Source organism: Pseudidiomarina terrestris, assembly GCF_030466405.1.
GTDB lineage: Bacteria > Pseudomonadota > Gammaproteobacteria > Enterobacterales > Alteromonadaceae > Pseudidiomarina > Pseudidiomarina terrestris.
In genome coordinates, this window is sequence record NZ_JAGGJF010000001.1 from 120,676 (window position 1) to 137,776 (window position 17,101).

Sequence of the window (17,101 nt, forward strand, 5' to 3'; positions counted from 1 at the left end):
GCTGTGCAGTTCACCAAAAGAAAAGCCCCGCCAGCTGGCGGGGCTTTGTTCTATTTTGGGCGCACCAACCTTGCTAGTCTTTTGGCAATAAATAGCTCTCGAAAAACAGCACCGTCGCCTGTTCATAAATATCGCGGTTCTCTTTTTTCCGATAACCATGACCTTCGTTGAGGGCATTCATGTACCAGACGGTTTTGTTATTGGCCTTAAGGGCAGCAACAATCTGGTCGGCTTCAGAAACAGGAACACGGGGGTCATTTTCGCCCTGCACAACAAACATAGGGACGTCGATTTTATCGACATGATTATTCGGACTAATGGCTGTCAGATGCGCCCGCATTTCTGGGTCCCGCTCGTCGCCATATTCCGCGCGGCGCAGGTCGCGCCGGTAATCCTCGGTATTGGTCAAGAAGGTGACAAAGTTGGAAATACCTACGATATCGACGGCAGCTTGCAAGCGATCGCTGTAATGCACCGCGCTGGCAAGCACCATATAGCCTCCGTAGCTGCCACCTATGACTGCCACCCTGCTCGCGTCAAGATCCGGCTGGGCCTCGACCCAGTCCAGCAGTGCGCCGATATCCTTGACTGAGTCTTCACGGTTAAAGCCATTGTCCAGACTCACGTACTCGCTGCCATACCCTGCCGAACCACGGACATTCGGTGCGATCACTGCCGCGCCAAGCTGCTGGATCCACATTTGAATGGTGCCACTGAAATAAGGCCGGTACTGGGATTCCGGTCCGCCATGAATAGAGATAATCACCGGGTGCGGGCCTTGCTGTTGGGGTTTGTACACAAAAGCTGGCACTTGCAGGCCATCAAAACTGTTGAATTTAACCAGCTCCGGCTCGACAAAGTTCTCTGTATTCAAACCGCCAACTTCACTGTAAGTCCAGCGAGTTAACTGATCCTCATTATTCAGCACATACACATCAGTGGGAGATTTGGGAGTGTTAATACTTAGCGCCAGGCGGCTGCCGTCCGGACTGTAGGTCAGGCCCCCTACTACGCCAACCGGAAGCCCCTCGACGCGCTGCATGGCAAAGGTTTCCGGGTTCAGCCGATAGAGCTGACTGATGCCCTCCTCATTAATCGTAAACGCAGCCCGCTCACCATCATCGCTCAAGGCAAAGTTATCGACATTCCAGGCAATGTCATCGGTAATAACCGCAACTTCGCCCGTTGTCGTATTACGAAACGCTAGCTGAGTAAAGTCCGAAAACTGATCCGTAGTAAAGAAAAAGCCCTCACCATCTTTGCGGTAGGCGAGCGGGAAATTGGCATTGCTGCCCATCTCATTCCCTTCGAGCAAACTTAATTCACCTTCTTGCACGTCAAGCTCATGGATACGCACATCGGTAATGCTACGGTATTGCACCACCAACAGTTTGCTTCCGTCATGATTCCAGTCGACTGGGCCCCACCAACTGCCATCAGGCGCAGCAACGACCAGCTCAGCTTGTTCCGGTTGCTCAGGGTCCATGACCCAGATGTCGTTGGAGCGCCCATCACGCCGGGTACTCTGGTAAGCAAACTTACTGCCATCATGGCTCCAGACCACTGCCCCATTACGGGACTCACCATCACTGAGCATGTGGTAGTCGCCGGACGCCGGATCCAGCTTGAACAGCTGACTAAACTCATTACCACCGGCATCCATGCTGAAAATCATGGCGTTACTGCCCGGCTGACGGGCAATACCTCCGACCGGTTCAGCAAAAAAGGTTAACTGCTGCCGATAACCCCCTGCTTCGCTCACTTTGTGGATCTGTGCTACATCGCCAAACCTTGTGCTGATATAAATCGCATCACCATCAGCGTTAAAACTGCGAAAAGCGGCCGAACGAATATTCTGATAGCGGGTCAATTGTTCGCCAATACGGACTGGAATTGTTGGAATACTCTCCAGTACCAGATTGCCATTGTTAAGGGTTCGGGTTGCAGATGGCTCAGTGCTGTCCTCCGTCTGTGCCAGTAAATTAGCGGAATAACTTAAGGTCAAACCGAGCAGAGCAACACTGAACATACGAAAGTTCGCCATCGAAGGTCTCCTGATGCAAAGGTAATAAGAAGATTAACCATAGAACTTTTTTCTGAAAAAGAACAATCCACTTCGTGCCGGTCAAATATTATCTCATTGTTTTTGCTCCGTTTTAATGGAATTTAAGAACTTTTCAGAAAGCTTAAATACCTTTCTTTTGCTGACCCTGCCATAGTCTTCACCAATTCAACCACTCACATAACATAACGACAACGAGGTGATGTATGGCGAGCACGATCAACTATATTCCGGTGAAATCTATCGGCCGAATCCGCTTTATCGCGATTGAAGATATCGTTTGGATCAAGGGCGCAGCGAACTATGTTGAAATTCATCTCCAGGACAGCATGGTGCTGCATCGTGAGACCCTGACCTCACTTGCGGAAAAACTTGGGGACGAGCAATTTGTGCGCGTTCATCGTTCGGCAATTGTGAATATTGATCATTTACATGAAATTTCCAGTGAACTTGGCCGCTACTCGCTGGTCGAATTGAAGAACGGGCAAGAAATTCGCATTGGTAATGCTTATCGGCGCGACTTGTTCCAGAGTTTGGGGTTAGAGCAGGCGAGTTAATGCCAAGTCTTGCTCCATTCGTCACAAATGAAGTCACACAGCGCATTGAAGTAGTAGGATGAATACAGGTTCTACAGACAGTTATCACGTTTCTCCCTGGATCACGATAACTTTGTAAGTTAGCCTGCCTTCCGTTTTGACTGCTCTCTGTGGGGATCCCTAGGGTGACCACATTGAGCAGTTTTTTATTTTGCCTTAGCTAATAACTCCTGCAATGACGCCTCGCTACTCCCGGCATATTGATACGCCTGAGCCAGAAACAGCTCGCCGCAGGCTACGGCATCGCTGTAGGCATGATGCGCTTCATACATGGGTAAACCAAACCGCTGCCGACACGCAACCAAGGTTAAACTGCCTCTGGCGATATGATGTTGTTGCTGCCGTAACCGCGCGGCTTCGAAGGTTAAGGTGTCGAATTTTGCTAACGGCTGTAGTTTAACCTGATGCTGCTTGGCCAACCGTTGCAAAAATTGCCAGTCAAACTGCACGTGGTGGCAGACCAGAACCGCCCCGTTTAACACTGTCGCTAATTGCTCCAGCGCTTGCTGAGGCGGCGTGGCATCAAGAAAGTCCCGACGCACCAGACCGTGCACCACGGGCGACTGCTTCAAATCAGGTTGCGCCTGAGTGACAAAGTACTGCGCCTGCTGGTAATCCAACACTGGCGGCTCGATGACCACCCAGCCCATCGCCAGCACTTGGTCGGACTTTGGCTCAAGCCCACTGGTCTCCAGATCGAGCGCCACATAACGCTGTTGGCGCCAGCTCTTACGCAACCGTCGCTGCCGCTGCCAATAGTTCTGTAAGGCTGCTTTCCACTTGCCCAGCAACGCTTTCATTTGCATTACCCAATGCGGCCAAATTTCAGGCCGACCCCTTGCTGGCAATCCTTCACGATGCGAAACGCTGATTTCAGCTGCCGCCGTTTTAGTGTACTCAACTCATCAGGGTCCAGCGCATTCTTCGGTTGCGCGGTGCCCCACACCGCCAGCTGATGCTGCAAGCGCAACTGCGTCAGAAATTGCCAGGCCTCGGCAAGCGCTTGGTTGTCTTTGCGATTAAGCAGCTTGCAGGATTCCAATAATTGCAACCGGGTCAGCGTGCGCGGCTCGGTTAACCCTTCGTGCAAGCTATAGAGACGCACAATGTCATTGATAAGCGCAATCCCGTAGCGTTTGATATCCACCCAGTCACTGTCTTTACCTGACTCGGTGCCGCGGAACCTGTTAAATAAGCCTAATGGCACCTGTACGTTACTCTGTAAGCGGGCCAGATTGCCCAGGAAAAAGTCCGAGCGTCCCAGCTTCGCGACATCCTCGCGGTAGGCTTGATAAAGACGTTTATTGCCGCGCACATTGCGGCTGTCGAAAAATATCTGGCAATACATCAGCGCTTTCGGCGTCGGACTCTCTGTCCAGCTCTGGAAACGTTCAAGCCAGCCAGCGCGAGTGCGCCGGCACTCGGGATTAGAGGCCATAATATTACCCGGGCATTTTGGCACACCACAGTCGGCCAGGCCCTCACAAACAAATTCTCCCAGCCCCGCAAACCAGTCTAACTGTGCTTGGTTCAAATCATTGGCCAGCAATAAGCCATTGTCCTGATCAGAGCTTAAGGTCTGATCTTCCCGTCCTTGCGAGCCGAACGCCAGCCACACATACGAGGCCGGCGCGACACCGTGCTCCTGCTCGTAGAAATCAATCAATTTGCGCGTCATGGTATCGGTAAGACTGGCCAGCAAGCGTCCCACCGCAGCAGCATCATTGACCCGCGCCGCAAAGCTGTGCATGTACTCCGGGATGTGAGCCGCCTCGGCAACCAATGCCTCGCGGTCGCCAACCTTATTCAAAGCACTGATGAGCATCACCGGTTCGCTCTTCTGCTCGCGCATCATGTCCGTATTGGTCAACATGCCGATAGGTTTGCCGTCCTCTTCAACCACCGGGAGGTGATGAATATTCTCCTGAGTCATCAATGCCAGCGCATCCACCAGACTCTGTTTCGCGCCGATCGTCGCAGGCGCCTGCGTCATCACCGCGTTGATATGAATGTCATAATTCAGCCCCTGGGCCACCACGCGATTGCGTAAATCGCGATCCGTCAGAATACCCACCAGGCGTCCGTCATCGACCACCATAATCGACGACACCTTCTCCGCACGCATCGCCTGCGCCGCCTCCTGAATCGTCGCCGTACTACACAAACACACCGCCGCCCTCTGCACCACCTCCCCAGCAAGGGCAGCCCTCTGTGGATAACTCGCCGAAGAAAGGGCTGCCCTTTCTGGATAAGTTTTGGGGTGGGGTTGGGGCTGGCTGAAGCTGGATTCGGTTAAGAACCGTTGTTCGTGTGCGCGAATGAAGTAATGTTCGAAGGCGCGGGAGGTCTGGCGCAAGTGATCAAAATCGGCGGCGGCGACGATGTAAATGATACCGTCCTCGACGACCTCCAGTTGATTGACGATCGCACGGCCAGTCAACAATGAGGGGTAACCAAATAAGTCATGGGACTCGAGTCGCTCAATAAGCTGGCCATCGGGAGCAAGCAAATCAAAACCGCCTGAACGAACGATGTATAACGCGGGACTGTAGTTGGCGAACAGTTCATCCACGTTATGTTCGTTGATATAGGCGGCTTTGATTTGCCCGGCTATCCACTGACGTTGGTCAGCATTGAGCTGATCAAACGGCGGACAGTCCAGTAAAAAACGATTTAATTCCGCGAAATCCGGCTGCATATAAACTCCTTTGCGGAGGTGATAAAAAAGCCCGGCCGAAGCCGGGCTAAACACTTAGTGGCTGGTTGCCACACCCGCACCTTTCGGATACCGGATAGATTCAACCAAATCCTGTGTTGCTTGCGGGGCATCACCCGTTAACTTGTGCACGATATAAGATACCGCAAAGTTTATGAGCATACCTAAAGTTCCGATACCTTCCGGCGAGATACCAAACAGCCAGTTCTCAGCGTTGTTCGCCGCCGGGTTCATGAACTTGAAGTAAATAATATACGCCAGGGTGAACAGCACACCCACCACCATACCAGCAATAGCACCGGTACTGTTCATGCGCTTGTAGAAGATACCCAGAATGATCGCAGGGAAGAAGCTCGCCGCGGCTAAGCCGAAGGCAAAGGCCACCACCTGCGCCACGAAGCCGGGCGGATTAATACCAAACCAGGTCGACAATGCAATCGCCAGCCCGGCCGCAATCCGCGCCCACATCAACTCTTGCCGGTCAGTAATATTCGGTGCCAGAGTTCGCTTCAGTAGGTCGTGCGAAACCGACGTCGAAATAACCAGTAACAAGCCTGCTGATGTTGACAATGCGGCGGCAACACCACCGGCTGCCACCAAGGCCACCACCCATGCTGGAAGATCAGCGATTTCCGGGTTAGCAAGAACCATAATGTCACGGTCCACGGTCATTTCGTTGCGCTCATCGCCCGAGTAGAACATACGACCATCATCATTCTTATCTTCCCAGGTAATGAGTCCGGTTTGCTCCCAGGTTTTAATCCAGGAAGGCGCCTGCTCATACTTCACACCCGTCAGGTCAGGACCATTGACGGTATTGATCAGGTTGACCTTAGCAAAGGCGGCAATCGATGGTGCCGTCAGATAGACCACGGAAATGAATACCAGTGCCCAACCGGCCGAGCGACGCGCGTCACGTACCTTAGGCACGGTAAAAAAGCGTACGATAACGTGCGGCAGACCGGCAGTACCGACCATCAGTGCAGCGGTAATCGCAAACACATCGATCTTCGATTTCACCCCGGAGGTATAGGCCGCCAGCCCCAACTCTTCGGACAAACCATCGAGTCGCTGCAACAGGTATTGACCTTCACCCGCCACGCCTTCGGCGATAGTGGCGCCAAAGCCAGTTTGCGGCAGGAAGTGTCCGGTCATGTAGATGGAGATGAAGATCGCAGGAACCAGATACGCGAAGGCAAGCACGCAGTATTGGGCAACCTGAGTGTAAGTAATCCCTTTCATGCCGCCAAGAACGGTATAGAAAAATACAATCACGGCGCCGATGAAGACACCCGTCGCAATCTCAACTTCCAGAAAGCGTGAAAACACCACACCCACACCACGCATCTGACCGGCAATATAGGTGAAGCTGATCAGGATGGCACAGATAACAGCAATGGTACGCGCGGTTTGCGAGTAATAACGGTCGCCAATAAAATCAGGCACCGTGAACTTACCGAACTTGCGCAAATAAGGCGCAAGACACAGGGCAAGCAACACGTAGCCACCGGTCCAGCCCATCAAATACACGCTACCGTCATAACCGGCGAAAGAGATAATCCCCGCCATGGAAATAAAGGATGCCGCTGACATCCAGTCGGCCGCAGTTGCCATCCCGTTCATGACAGGATGAACACCACCACTGGCAACATAAAAATCATTTGTCGAGCCCGCTCGCGACCACACCGCAATAGCGATATAAAGTGCGAAGGTGAGGCCGACGATAATAAACGTGAGCGTTTGAATATCCATGAATCGGCCCCTTTAGTCTTCGTGAACTTCGTATTTGTTATCGAGCGCCGCCATTCGTTTGATGTAAATAAAAATCAAAATGACGAAAGTAATAATTGACCCTTGCTGCGCGAACCAGAAGCCCAGCTTAAAGCCAAAAAAGGTGATCTGGTTCAGCCAGTCCACCAAAATGATTCCAAAACCATAAGACACGAGGAACCAGACTGCTAATAGCTTCAGTACCAGTCCAATGTTCTCGCGCCAGTAGGCTTTAGCGAGTTCTTCGCTCTTAAAAGCCATAACGCCTCCAGGTTGTTCTGTTGTTATTGTGATTTGTTCATCTAGCAATCTAGTCGGCTTCCGCACAAACACAAATACGACATTGGTCGAATGCAGCTAATTTCAGCAACCCACAGGCATAAAAAAAACACCGCCAGAGCGGTGTTTTTAAAGAACTAACGGGAGACTTACTCGCCGATATACTTATCGAAAAACGCGAGCATTTTTTGCCAGCGTTCGACATTGTTCTCTGGCTTGTAAAAACCATGCCCTTCGGCCTCTTTGTACATCCACTCGTACGGATGGTCTCGCTCTTTGAGCGCATCGCGCAAGGCAAATGCGTGAGCTTCAGGTACGCGCACATCAGCACCACCCTGGATGATAAATACTGGTGCCTTCAACTTGTCCACGTTATAGACAGGTGACTGGGCTTCACGGCCTTCTTCCGCTGACGGTAACACCTGGTCCAGGTAGTTGCGACCCGCACGCGCTTGCTGAATATCCCCTTGCTCGTACATCAGGTTCAAATCGTAAACGCCAACAAAACCAACGATGCACTGATAAAGGTCAGGCTCGCGCACACCACTTTGTACCGCTGCGTAGCCACCATAAGAGGCGCCATACACACAAACACGGTCTTGGTCTGCAATACCTTCTTTAATCAAATGCTGCACACCATCGGTCATATCGTTGATCATGGTGGTGCCCCAGTTTTTATAGCCAAGTTCCAGGAACTCACGACCATAACCACCTGAGCCACGGAAGTTGGGCTGAAATACCGCATAGCCGTGCTCGGCAAAGACCTTGGCATCACTGTCCATACGCGACATGGTATCGCGAATGCCGTGCGGGCCACCGTGAGGTAATAAAATCAACGGCAAGTCCTTGGCGTCGCTGCCATTAGGTAAGGTCAGCAAGCCGTAGATATCCAGACCATCGCGGCTTTTGTAGACGATGGTTTTGGTTTTCGGAATCGGGTGCCCTTCCAGCCATGGTTTCGCCGCAGCGATCGAGGCTAGTTTGCCTTTGTCGCGGTCAAACATGTAAAACTTAGTAGGCGAATTCACCGACTCCACCCGTACCGTCAAAATACGATTGTCGCGAGTTGATGAATTAATGGATACGGACTGCCCCGGGAAGGTTGCAATCAAGCTCTGCACCAGGTTCGAGTAATCCTTATCTTTCACATCAGAAAAGAAAAAGGTATCGATGCCCTGCTGTTCAAAGGCAGCACCAATCACTTCGTTGGCACGACCATTTTTCACACTCATGATCGGCATCAGGTCGGTTGCCGGATGCTCGGCAAGGATAGTTTCTTCTTTACTGCTGATATCCAACACGCTCAGCGCGCGGGTATCAGATTCACTATCACTTAACCCAACCACCTGGTCGGTGCCAGGCAACATCAGCAGAGGGACAAAACCGCCCTCTTCTTCATAATAACTGGTCACTTCGTACCAGTCCTGATTAGCACCGTCACGGCCCAAAATCACAGTTTTATTACCGTCTTCTGGATCGATGCCCAATACCATGCGCGATACACCCTGATCGTCGAGAACCACCTGCACGTTAGTGCTGCGGTAAGCTTTGAGCGGGATCCGACCTTCCGAACGTTTACGCCCAGAGGTTATTTTCATGGTGTACAAATCAAGGTAAGGCTCGGCCGAGGTGAACGAACGCTGATAAATCATAATGGCATCAGGTTGTTCTGGTAGATAATCCACCACCTGGGCAAACACGTATTCACCGCTTTCTGAGCGAGGTCCAGTCAGAATCACTTGCTTGGAACCGTCAGCGTCCATCGCAAACAGTTCACCGGTTGGCACCGGTTGATCCAGAGAGCCCACTTCGCGCACCATGGTCATGACCAAACGCTCGTTGTTGGCCCATTGAAAGGAGCCGACTGACTCATTTCCCTGCCCCTGAGTGACAGAAAGAATTTTGCTGTCATCGATATCGATGACCGTCAACTGCACAGAACCATCAGTAATGCGTGAGGTCGCTGCCAGGTAATCACCTTTAGGCGAAATTTTTACATCAAGGTACTGCGCATGCTTTGCGTAATTTTCCAACAGCTCCGTGTCTACTGTAGAGCTGAAGCTCAATGCCGGGATGACTAACGCCGCCAGCCCCACCAATATTGAATACTTCATAAAGCCCTCGTTCTCTGTAGTTATAAATTATTGTAGTTATTCAATAAAAAAGCCCCACCAAGGTGGGGCTTTGGTCATTCAAATTTACATATCGAATCTAATTTCTTAGAAGCTGTATGAAAGGTTGAAGAACGCACGACGGCCTAAGTAGTCAAGCTGTGATGCGAACAACGGCACATTACCAAATGTGTACGATGCTGTAGGGCTAACTTTAGGCGGCTGCTTGTCGAACAAGTTACCGATACCGAAGGTTACGTCCATATTGTCATTGAACGTAGTTGTCGCTGACAATGAGTGCAGGACGTAGGTCGGAGTTTCGGCTACGAATCGAACCTGGTTTTCACGATAAGTCGTGTCGTCAAAACCGTAGTACGAGTAGTCTTCAGTTTTGTCGTAGTACGACATATTCCAGTTGAAGCTCCAGTCATCACGGTTCAACGTGGTGTTCAAGCTACCAACATGGCGTGGGTTACCCACTAAGCCGATGTTATTCTGTGGTTCATCCGTTGGGAACTGCTGGAATGAACGTTGGATCTGATTCGTATGATCCAATTTCACGCGCAGGTCACCAAAGTCAAACGAGTCTTGGTAAGTGACCACGATGTCAACACCGCGAACCACTTGTTCAGCTGTGTTCAAGTAACCACCACGAACCTGGATGATGCTCCAGTCGCCGTCATCAGAACCGTCGTTACGTTGGAACTGATCACAGAATGGTTCGTTTGCGAAGTCTTCTGAGTTGTAACACTGGCTCAGCACTGCGCCACCAGAAACGTTCGAGATCTGGTTGTTGATGACCACGTCATAGTAATCGATTGACGCCGCGAAAACGCCTTCTGGGCTGGTGTAAACCAAGCCGATACCTTCAGAGATTGAAGTCTCAGCTTTCAGCTGACCTGCACCACCACCAGAGATAGACAGAATTGAACCTGAGCTACCTAAAGTATCGGTGTAAGTTTCTGGAACGCCGTCTGCCGCACAGTTTTGACGTACGCGTTCGTTGGTTGATTCAACCCAGTTCAAACATGGATCAGAATTTTGACTAATGAAGCCTGTTTGATTCTCTAAGTACAGCTCATAAAGTGCCGGAGCACGGAACGAAGACCCACGTGATGCACGAACACGGAAGCCCGCACCGATAGTCCAGTTAGCGCTTACTTTAAACGTAGTATCGCTACCGTAGGCACTTACGTCAGTCCAACGACCAGAAGCGGTCAAATCAAGGCTTTCAACGCCTGGAAGGTCACGCAATAGTGGCATTTGGAATTCAGCATAAACTGCACGAGTAATTGCGCTACCTTGAGTGATACCAGCGCCGCTCAAGCCCCAAGAGTTCCCTGCAAGAGTGTTTTCTCCAGGAGTGTCTTTAAGCTCATCACGCTGCCAGTAAACACCAGCCGCAACACCCACAGGACCCGCAGGCATGTTGAACAAGTCGCCAGTGATGTAAGCATCAAAGGTATCTTGCTTATAGGTTGTGTTACCTACGTCCTGACCAAACAAGAAGTCACGTGCTTCCTGGTTTTGGTTACCAAACATATTTTGTGGATCGAACCAGTCGTATTCGTAACAAGCACGACCCGATGTCTCAGTGACACGGCCTTCACAAGGAATACCCAACAGGTTTTCCTGAGCCATGATCATAGAGTCAAATAAGATGATGTCTTGCTTGTATTCGCCGCTGTTGTGCGAACGCTGGTAAGACGCATCCCAGTTCCAGAAACCGATTGAACCTTCTAAGCCAACCACTGCACGTGAGTAATCGACAGTAGTGTCGTTACCGTAGTGGTCAGTGTAATGTACTGGAAGTACGAAACTGCTACCTTCAAAACCTGGTACTGCGCTAATTGCCGAATAACCAATTTCCCGGGTCCAGAATTGACGTACGCTTTCAGATTTAGTGTTACGGCTGCTGTGTAACAACTCACCATACATAGAGGTGGTGTCAGTCAGGTCGTAATCACCCTGAAGGTAAACAGAGGCTACTGTCGTTTCAGGAATAACTGTTGCGTTCATACGTGCTGGGTGACGACCGCCATCCAACAAGCCGTCACCTTCTTTGTTATAGCCAGCCCAGTACCAACCGTCTGGCACAGCAGTTACGTAAGGGTTAGAGCCTTCACTGCCAATCTCTGGGTAGTAAGGGTTGATTGTAGTCGGGTCCTGAGCGTCGAAACCATCGTAGTTATACTGGAAACGGCCGCCAGAAGTACCGGGCGGAAGACGGGTACCGGTTGCATGGAACAAACCAAAGCCACTTTCAGAACAGTGGTATTCACCGGTGCGTGGATCGATTGGATCGGCACGCTCACCTGTTTCATAATCGAACAGGTAACGCTCTGAACAGTCAAAGTAATCGCGGTCACCACGCTTAACACCCGTGTTCACGTTGTAGTCAGCAACTACACGCCATGAACCACGGTCAAACGCTTTACCGTAAGTACCGTTTACACGATAAGTTTCACCGCCACCTTCGAAAGGAGCAAGGCCAGAAACGTTAACTTCACCGCCTTCGCCTTTTTTAGTGATGATGTTGATAACACCAGCAACAGCGTCAGAGCCGTAAAGTGAAGAAGCACCGTCTTTCAGGATTTCAACACGCTCGATGATGCTGATAGGTAATGCGTTCATGTCAAATGCAGAAACCGCACCACGTGTACCTGCAGGACCGGCACGACGGCCGTTCAACAGGACGAGGGTACGACTTGCACCTAAACCACGCATAGAGATTGACTCTGCACCACTACCACCGTTGGTAACGAAACCAACAGAGTAGGCTGCGATCAACTGGTCAGAACCAGCCGCCACAGTTGAGGTACGAAGTAATTCACCAAGAGTGCTTAAGCCCTGGTCTTCAGCGATATCAGTAGTGATAATCTCGATTGGAGTAGCGCTATCAAGACCGTCGGTACGGATACGTGAACCCGTAACCTGAATTTTCTCAACAACTGTTTCTTTTTCATCCGCACCTTGATCTTCTTCAGACTGTTGGTCTTGCGCAAAAGCTGGAGCGCCAGCCAATAACGCAGTACCAAAACCTGCCATCATGATAGAACGGATTGAACTCGACAAATATGACTGCTTAGCCATGTGAGTCTCCCTGATAATTTTTATTGTAAGTTAGGTTTCAATGGAACTTTTTATAAAATTCAATTGGTACAACCGTAGATTATGGTTCCACAGAAGATGCTGCTAGGCTGCAGCTTGCCTTCCGAGTCTCAGTCAACCACAGTTCCAGGCCTTTTACAATAGTTTTAAGGCAAGTTGTAAACACTTTGAATGTAATAATTCGGTGTAATAATTTGTGAGTATTTTTCAATCGAGCTCTATTCTATTTTGTTATGTAGCTAAGCCAATGTTTTTCTTTACATTTTTGACTTTAACCCCCTCTAAATATACCATATGTTATGTGTGAGCTGCGATTTCACAATTTTTGTCTATACAGCCTGCCAAGAGCAGCTTTCCGGTGGATGCCGCCAACGCCTATGTTTCGAGATGTTAATCAGTCAAATCGCCGGATAGTGCCGAGCGAAGGCACGTTCGGGACACGCGCTATGACGTTGTATAACTTTTAACCAGCCGGTAAGGCTCGTCGCTAGACCAAGGTCGTGCTTGACCGCTTCCCCTCCCCAAGCTACTGTTTTTGCTTTCGCCGAGAGTCCAGAACCACGACCATGACCTTACTCCTGATTGTCGCAGCGCTCGCCTACGTTGCCGCCTTATTTGCAGTAGCACACTTTGGCGATAAAACCGGCTCCTGGGCCAACCGCCTCAGCTATAAGCCGACGGTCTACAGTATGTCGCTGGCAATCTACTGCACCTCATGGACCTACTATGGTGCGGTTGGCAACGCGGCGAACTTTGGCTGGGCCTACCTGCCTATTTTGCTCGGCCCTATGCTGCTCTTTTTATTCGGTCTGCCGCTGGTCGAAAAGCTGGTTTCGGTAAGTAAGCAGCAGAACATTACCTCCATCGCCGACTTTATCGCTAGTCGTTACGGCAAGCGCCAGCGCCTGGCCTTATTTGTCACGCTTATCGCCGCTTTGGCAACCATTCCCTACATCGCGCTGCAGCTCAAAGCCGTAGGGCTGACCTTTGTGGTGCTGACCGAAAACACCACCGCTCTTACCGAGTTTTCAATCAACGAGCTCGCAGCAGCGGCACTGATGGCGGTGTTCGCCATGCTATTTGGCACGCGGCACATCGAAGTTACTGAATATCGCAATGGTATGATTCTGGCCATTGCCTTTGAATCGGCAGTCAAGCTCATTGCGCTACTGGCCGCGGCGTGGTTTGCCTGGTCAGTGTTTAGCGATGCCTCACCATTGAGCATGCTCGAGAGCATCCCGCTTGACGAGCGCAGCGACTGGTCCTGGCAGGCTTTCACCCGCTTTGACTTCATTGTGCAGACCCTGATGGCCGCCGGAGTTATTCTTTGCCTCCCCCGGCAATTTCACGTCACCGTCGTGGATAATGTAAATATTGACCATTTACGCACCGCGCGTTGGGGTTTCCCGCTGTATTTATTCCTCATCGCGGCCGCCATAGTGCCTATCGCCGTCGCCGGTCAATACTTCTTCGGCAACAGCGTGGACGTCTCAACCTATGCGCTGCAACTGCCGCTCCTGCATGATCAGACCTGGCTAGCCGTAGTGATTTTTATCGGTGGTTTCTCGGCCGCCACGGCAATGGTGATTATCGCGTCCGTGACCCTAAGTACCATGATCACTAACGATGTGATCATGCCACTGATTCTGCAGCGCGGTCATCGCTTCCCGTTCGGCATGCCCGCCGGACAGCAGCAAACAGAAGTACGCTCGTTTCAGGGGAGGTTGCTGTTAATTCGCCGCATCGCCATTGCCACCATCTTATTGTTTTCCTACTTGTGTTATTACCTGTGGGCAGCCAATACCAGCCTGGTCAGCATCGGCTTACTGGCCTTTTCCGTGGTGCTGCAGCTACTACCTGCCATTATTGGCGGTATGTATTGGCGCCGCGGTCACGCCCGCGGCGTCTATATTGGCCTGGCCCTCGGCCTGTTGGCCTGGCTGTTCGCGGTCGCCTTCCCCATGTATCTGCCGCATACCACCAGCGACACCAGTATCATCACCCAGGGCACCGTCATCAGCCTCAGCCTCAATCTCGCTGCCTATATCATTTTCTCGCTCGTGGCCCAGCCACGCCTGGTCGATCGCATCCAGGCCACGGCTTTTGTCACGCCGCGGAAGGTGGTACAGGAACATTCCATTAGTCGTCATCATCAGGCCACTAACGGCGACATGGTGCTGCTCCTCAAGACCTTCGTCGGCAATGAACGCACCGCGCAGTTGCTGGCATTTTACAGTGACGCCCAGCAGATCGTGATTAACGACACCAACAAGGACGATGTCGCCAGCCGGGAATTTATCGATTACGTGGAGCGCGCCTTATCCGGCGTGCTGGGAGCCGCTACCGCACGTTCCCTGGTCGAAGCCGCGTTACGTGATCGCCGCTTGCACTTAGAAGAAGTTGTGCACTTTTTCGATGACACCACCCAGGCACTGCAGACCCAGCAATCGATACTGTTCAGCTCGCTGGAAAATCTAGCGCAGGGCATCAGTGTAGTGGATGCCGAACTGCGTCTGGTGGCCTGGAACAAGCGCTATCTGGATCTGTTTGACTACCCCGACGGCATGGTTAAACCCGGCCAGCCCATCGCTGCCCTCATCCGCTATAACGCGGAGCGCGGCGAATGCGGCCCCGGGGAAACCGATGAACTGGTCGCTAAACGTCTGAACTACATGCAAATGGGCTCTCCCCATCGTTTTATCCGTCGCCGTGGCGACGGGCGCGTCATTGAAATGGTCGGCAACCCCCTACCCAACGGCGGTTTCGTGACCAGTTTCACCGATATCACCGAACACGTGGAAACCGCGCAGGCGCTGGAAGAAGCCAACATCGACCTGGAACAGCGTATTCACGTGCGCCAGCGCAAAATCCGGGAAATCAACAACGAACTCACGGAAGAAATTGACCGTCGCCGCAAAGTTGAAGTTGAGTTGAAAAAAGCCAAGCAAGAAGCCGAAGAGGCCAACGCCTCAAAAACCCGGTTTTTGGCACTGGCCAGTCACGACATTCTGCAGCCGCTGAATGCCGCACGTCTGTATTTGTCGGCCATGGATGAAACCACCTTATCCACTCAGAACTTGCAGCTGACAGGTAAACTCGATACCGCCCTGGCCTCCACCGAGCACTTGCTCAGTACCCTGTTGCAAATTGCCAAAATGGACCAGGGCGCGTTGCAGCCAAACTTTCGCCACGTGCAGCTCAGCAGCATCGTGCAGCCGCTGATCCATGAATACAGCGTACTGGCCCAACAGCGCGGTATTGAACTCAAAACAAGCTGGCAGGATGCAGTCATCTATACAGATCCTACTTACCTGCGGCGCATCATCCAGAACTTTCTGTCCAATGCCATCAAGTACAACCGCGAGCAGGGCAAAGTGTTGTTGGGTATTCGCCGACGCGGTAGCAATCTGCGAATTTCAGTTTGGGACACGGGCCCCGGCATTACCCAGCAGCAGCGGCATCGCATTTTTGATGCTTTCTACCGCGGTCAGAACACCCGGGTCGAAGGCGTCGGCCTCGGTCTTAGTGTCGCCAAGCGTATGAGTGAGCAGTTGCACTGCGAGCTCAAGCTGAAGAGTACCGAAGGTAAAGGCAGCTGTTTTTCAGTTACTGTGCCACTTGGCTCGGCGGCAGAGGTCGTCAGCCAACCCTATGAACGGGAGCAGGCCCAACCCACGAATGCCCTGACTCTGGTTTGTGTTGATGATGATCAGGAAAACCTCAGTGCGCTACGCGCCCTGCTTGAAAAATGGGGCTGTACAGTAGAAACCTTTACCAGCAGCGCCACTGCACTGGAGTATGCCCGCACCCATGAGCGACCGGATGGTATCTTGCTGGATTACCAGTTAGGCGATGACGAACACGACGGTTTGAGTCTTGCAGGGGCGTTACGTGAACGGTGGGGAGAGCGCCTTCATGGAGCCCTGGTGACCGCTATGCGGGACGATAATTTAAGGAAAGAAGTGCGGGCCTGCCAGTTACACTTTTTGGCGAAACCGGTCAAACCCGCGGCTTTAAAGGCATTACTGAACCACTTGCAGGTTAACGCTCAGCGGTCGGACTAGCGATACAACGCCCACCCTGCATGGTCAGTTGTGGACGCGGAATCACTTCACAGGTACCGACCACATCGTGCCGTTGCTGATAGTTGATCTGCAACTGCCGATGTTCGGCGATCAACTTCTGTAACACCGCTTCGTCGACGGTAGTCGTTGAATAGGCGATGTAGTACTGGGGCCCACCACAAGGCCGGTGGCCAACTTCCGCCAACCGGCATTGCTCGAGATTATCAGCGTACGCCATACCAATCATCGAGCGGATCTGCTGGTCCAGCCCCGCCATTTGCGCCTGAGGATCCTCCGCAGCCGCAGTTGGCTGGGATTGTAACGGTTCCTCACTGGGTCCGTTACAGCCCGTCAACAGCGCTAGCGTTGCTCCTGCGATAAGGTATTTCATA

Annotated in this window: 10 protein-coding genes; 2 read left to right on the forward strand and 8 right to left on the reverse strand. The window is 51.8% G+C overall.

What is annotated here, in order from left to right:
- Positions 1–73: 73 nt before the first annotated feature.
- The gene (locus J6J34_RS00580; RefSeq protein ID WP_301719756.1) at positions 74–2,044 is read right to left on the reverse strand and encodes a S9 family peptidase; all 1,971 of its coding nucleotides are present in this window, start codon (positions 2,042–2,044) and stop codon (positions 74–76) included.
- A gap of 224 nt (positions 2,045–2,268) precedes the next feature.
- Between J6J34_RS00580 and J6J34_RS00585 the strand changes: the two genes are divergently transcribed.
- Positions 2,269–2,619, forward strand: a complete 351-nt coding sequence (locus J6J34_RS00585; RefSeq protein ID WP_301719755.1) for a LytR/AlgR family response regulator transcription factor — start codon at positions 2,269–2,271, stop codon at positions 2,617–2,619.
- Between the two features lie 185 nt (positions 2,620–2,804).
- On the opposite strand, the gene J6J34_RS00590 is transcribed toward J6J34_RS00585, so the two are convergent.
- From J6J34_RS00590 to J6J34_RS00615, 6 genes are all read right to left on the reverse strand, one after another.
- A complete protein-coding gene (locus tag J6J34_RS00590; protein WP_301898295.1) occupies positions 2,805–3,458 on the reverse strand; it encodes a 3'-5' exonuclease in 654 nt (217 codons plus the stop codon).
- Between the two features lie 5 nt (positions 3,459–3,463).
- Positions 3,464–5,356, reverse strand: a complete 1,893-nt coding sequence (locus J6J34_RS00595; protein ID WP_301898296.1) for a DUF294 nucleotidyltransferase-like domain-containing protein — start codon at positions 5,354–5,356, stop codon at positions 3,464–3,466.
- Positions 5,357–5,410: 54 nt separating this feature from the next.
- Positions 5,411–7,126 (reverse strand): sodium:solute symporter family protein, encoded by a 1,716-nt coding sequence (locus J6J34_RS00600; protein WP_301835892.1) that lies wholly within the window; start codon positions 7,124–7,126, stop codon positions 5,411–5,413.
- Positions 7,127–7,138: 12 nt separating this feature from the next.
- On the reverse strand, positions 7,139–7,405 hold the full coding sequence (locus J6J34_RS00605; RefSeq protein ID WP_301719750.1) for a DUF4212 domain-containing protein: 267 nt from the start codon (positions 7,403–7,405) through the stop codon (positions 7,139–7,141).
- Between the two features lie 167 nt (positions 7,406–7,572).
- Complete coding sequence (locus J6J34_RS00610) at positions 7,573–9,537, reverse strand: S9 family peptidase (RefSeq protein ID WP_301719749.1); 1,965 nt, start codon at positions 9,535–9,537, stop codon at positions 7,573–7,575.
- A 105-nt stretch (positions 9,538–9,642) separates the two neighbouring features.
- Entirely contained in the window at positions 9,643–12,627 is a 2,985-nt protein-coding gene (locus J6J34_RS00615) for a TonB-dependent receptor domain-containing protein (protein ID WP_301719748.1), read from the reverse strand.
- 584 nt (positions 12,628–13,211) lie between these two features.
- Here J6J34_RS00615 and J6J34_RS00620 point away from each other — a divergent pair.
- Positions 13,212–16,709 (forward strand): hybrid sensor histidine kinase/response regulator, encoded by a 3,498-nt coding sequence (locus tag J6J34_RS00620; RefSeq protein ID WP_301898297.1) that lies wholly within the window; start codon positions 13,212–13,214, stop codon positions 16,707–16,709.
- On the opposite strand, the gene J6J34_RS00625 is transcribed toward J6J34_RS00620, so the two are convergent.
- Entirely contained in the window at positions 16,687–17,100 is a 414-nt protein-coding gene (locus tag J6J34_RS00625; protein ID WP_301835894.1) for a hypothetical protein, read from the reverse strand. The two genes, J6J34_RS00620 and J6J34_RS00625, sit on opposite strands and share 23 nt — an antisense overlap.
- Between the last annotated feature and the right edge of the window lies 1 nt (position 17,101).

Bases quoted from the DNA above. Each gene is read 5' to 3' on its own strand.
- J6J34_RS00590 (WP_301898295.1), bottom strand. From the start codon at position 3,458: ATGAAAGCGTTGCTGGGCAAGTGGAAAGCAGCCTTACAGAACTATTGG.
- J6J34_RS00615 (WP_301719748.1), bottom strand. From the start codon at position 12,627: ATGGCTAAGCAGTCATATTTGTCGAGTTCAATCCGTTCTATCATGATG.
- J6J34_RS00625 (WP_301835894.1), bottom strand. From the start codon at position 17,100: ATGAAATACCTTATCGCAGGAGCAACGCTAGCGCTGTTGACGGGCTGT.
- J6J34_RS00595 (WP_301898296.1), bottom strand. From the start codon at position 5,356: ATGCAGCCGGATTTCGCGGAATTAAATCGTTTTTTACTGGACTGTCCG.
- J6J34_RS00605 (WP_301719750.1), bottom strand. From the start codon at position 7,405: ATGGCTTTTAAGAGCGAAGAACTCGCTAAAGCCTACTGGCGCGAGAAC.
- J6J34_RS00580 (WP_301719756.1), bottom strand. From the start codon at position 2,044: ATGGCGAACTTTCGTATGTTCAGTGTTGCTCTGCTCGGTTTGACCTTA.
- J6J34_RS00585 (WP_301719755.1), top strand. From the start codon at position 2,269: ATGGCGAGCACGATCAACTATATTCCGGTGAAATCTATCGGCCGAATC.
- J6J34_RS00620 (WP_301898297.1), top strand. From the start codon at position 13,212: ATGACCTTACTCCTGATTGTCGCAGCGCTCGCCTACGTTGCCGCCTTA.
- J6J34_RS00600 (WP_301835892.1), bottom strand. From the start codon at position 7,126: ATGGATATTCAAACGCTCACGTTTATTATCGTCGGCCTCACCTTCGCA.
- J6J34_RS00610 (WP_301719749.1), bottom strand. From the start codon at position 9,537: ATGAAGTATTCAATATTGGTGGGGCTGGCGGCGTTAGTCATCCCGGCA.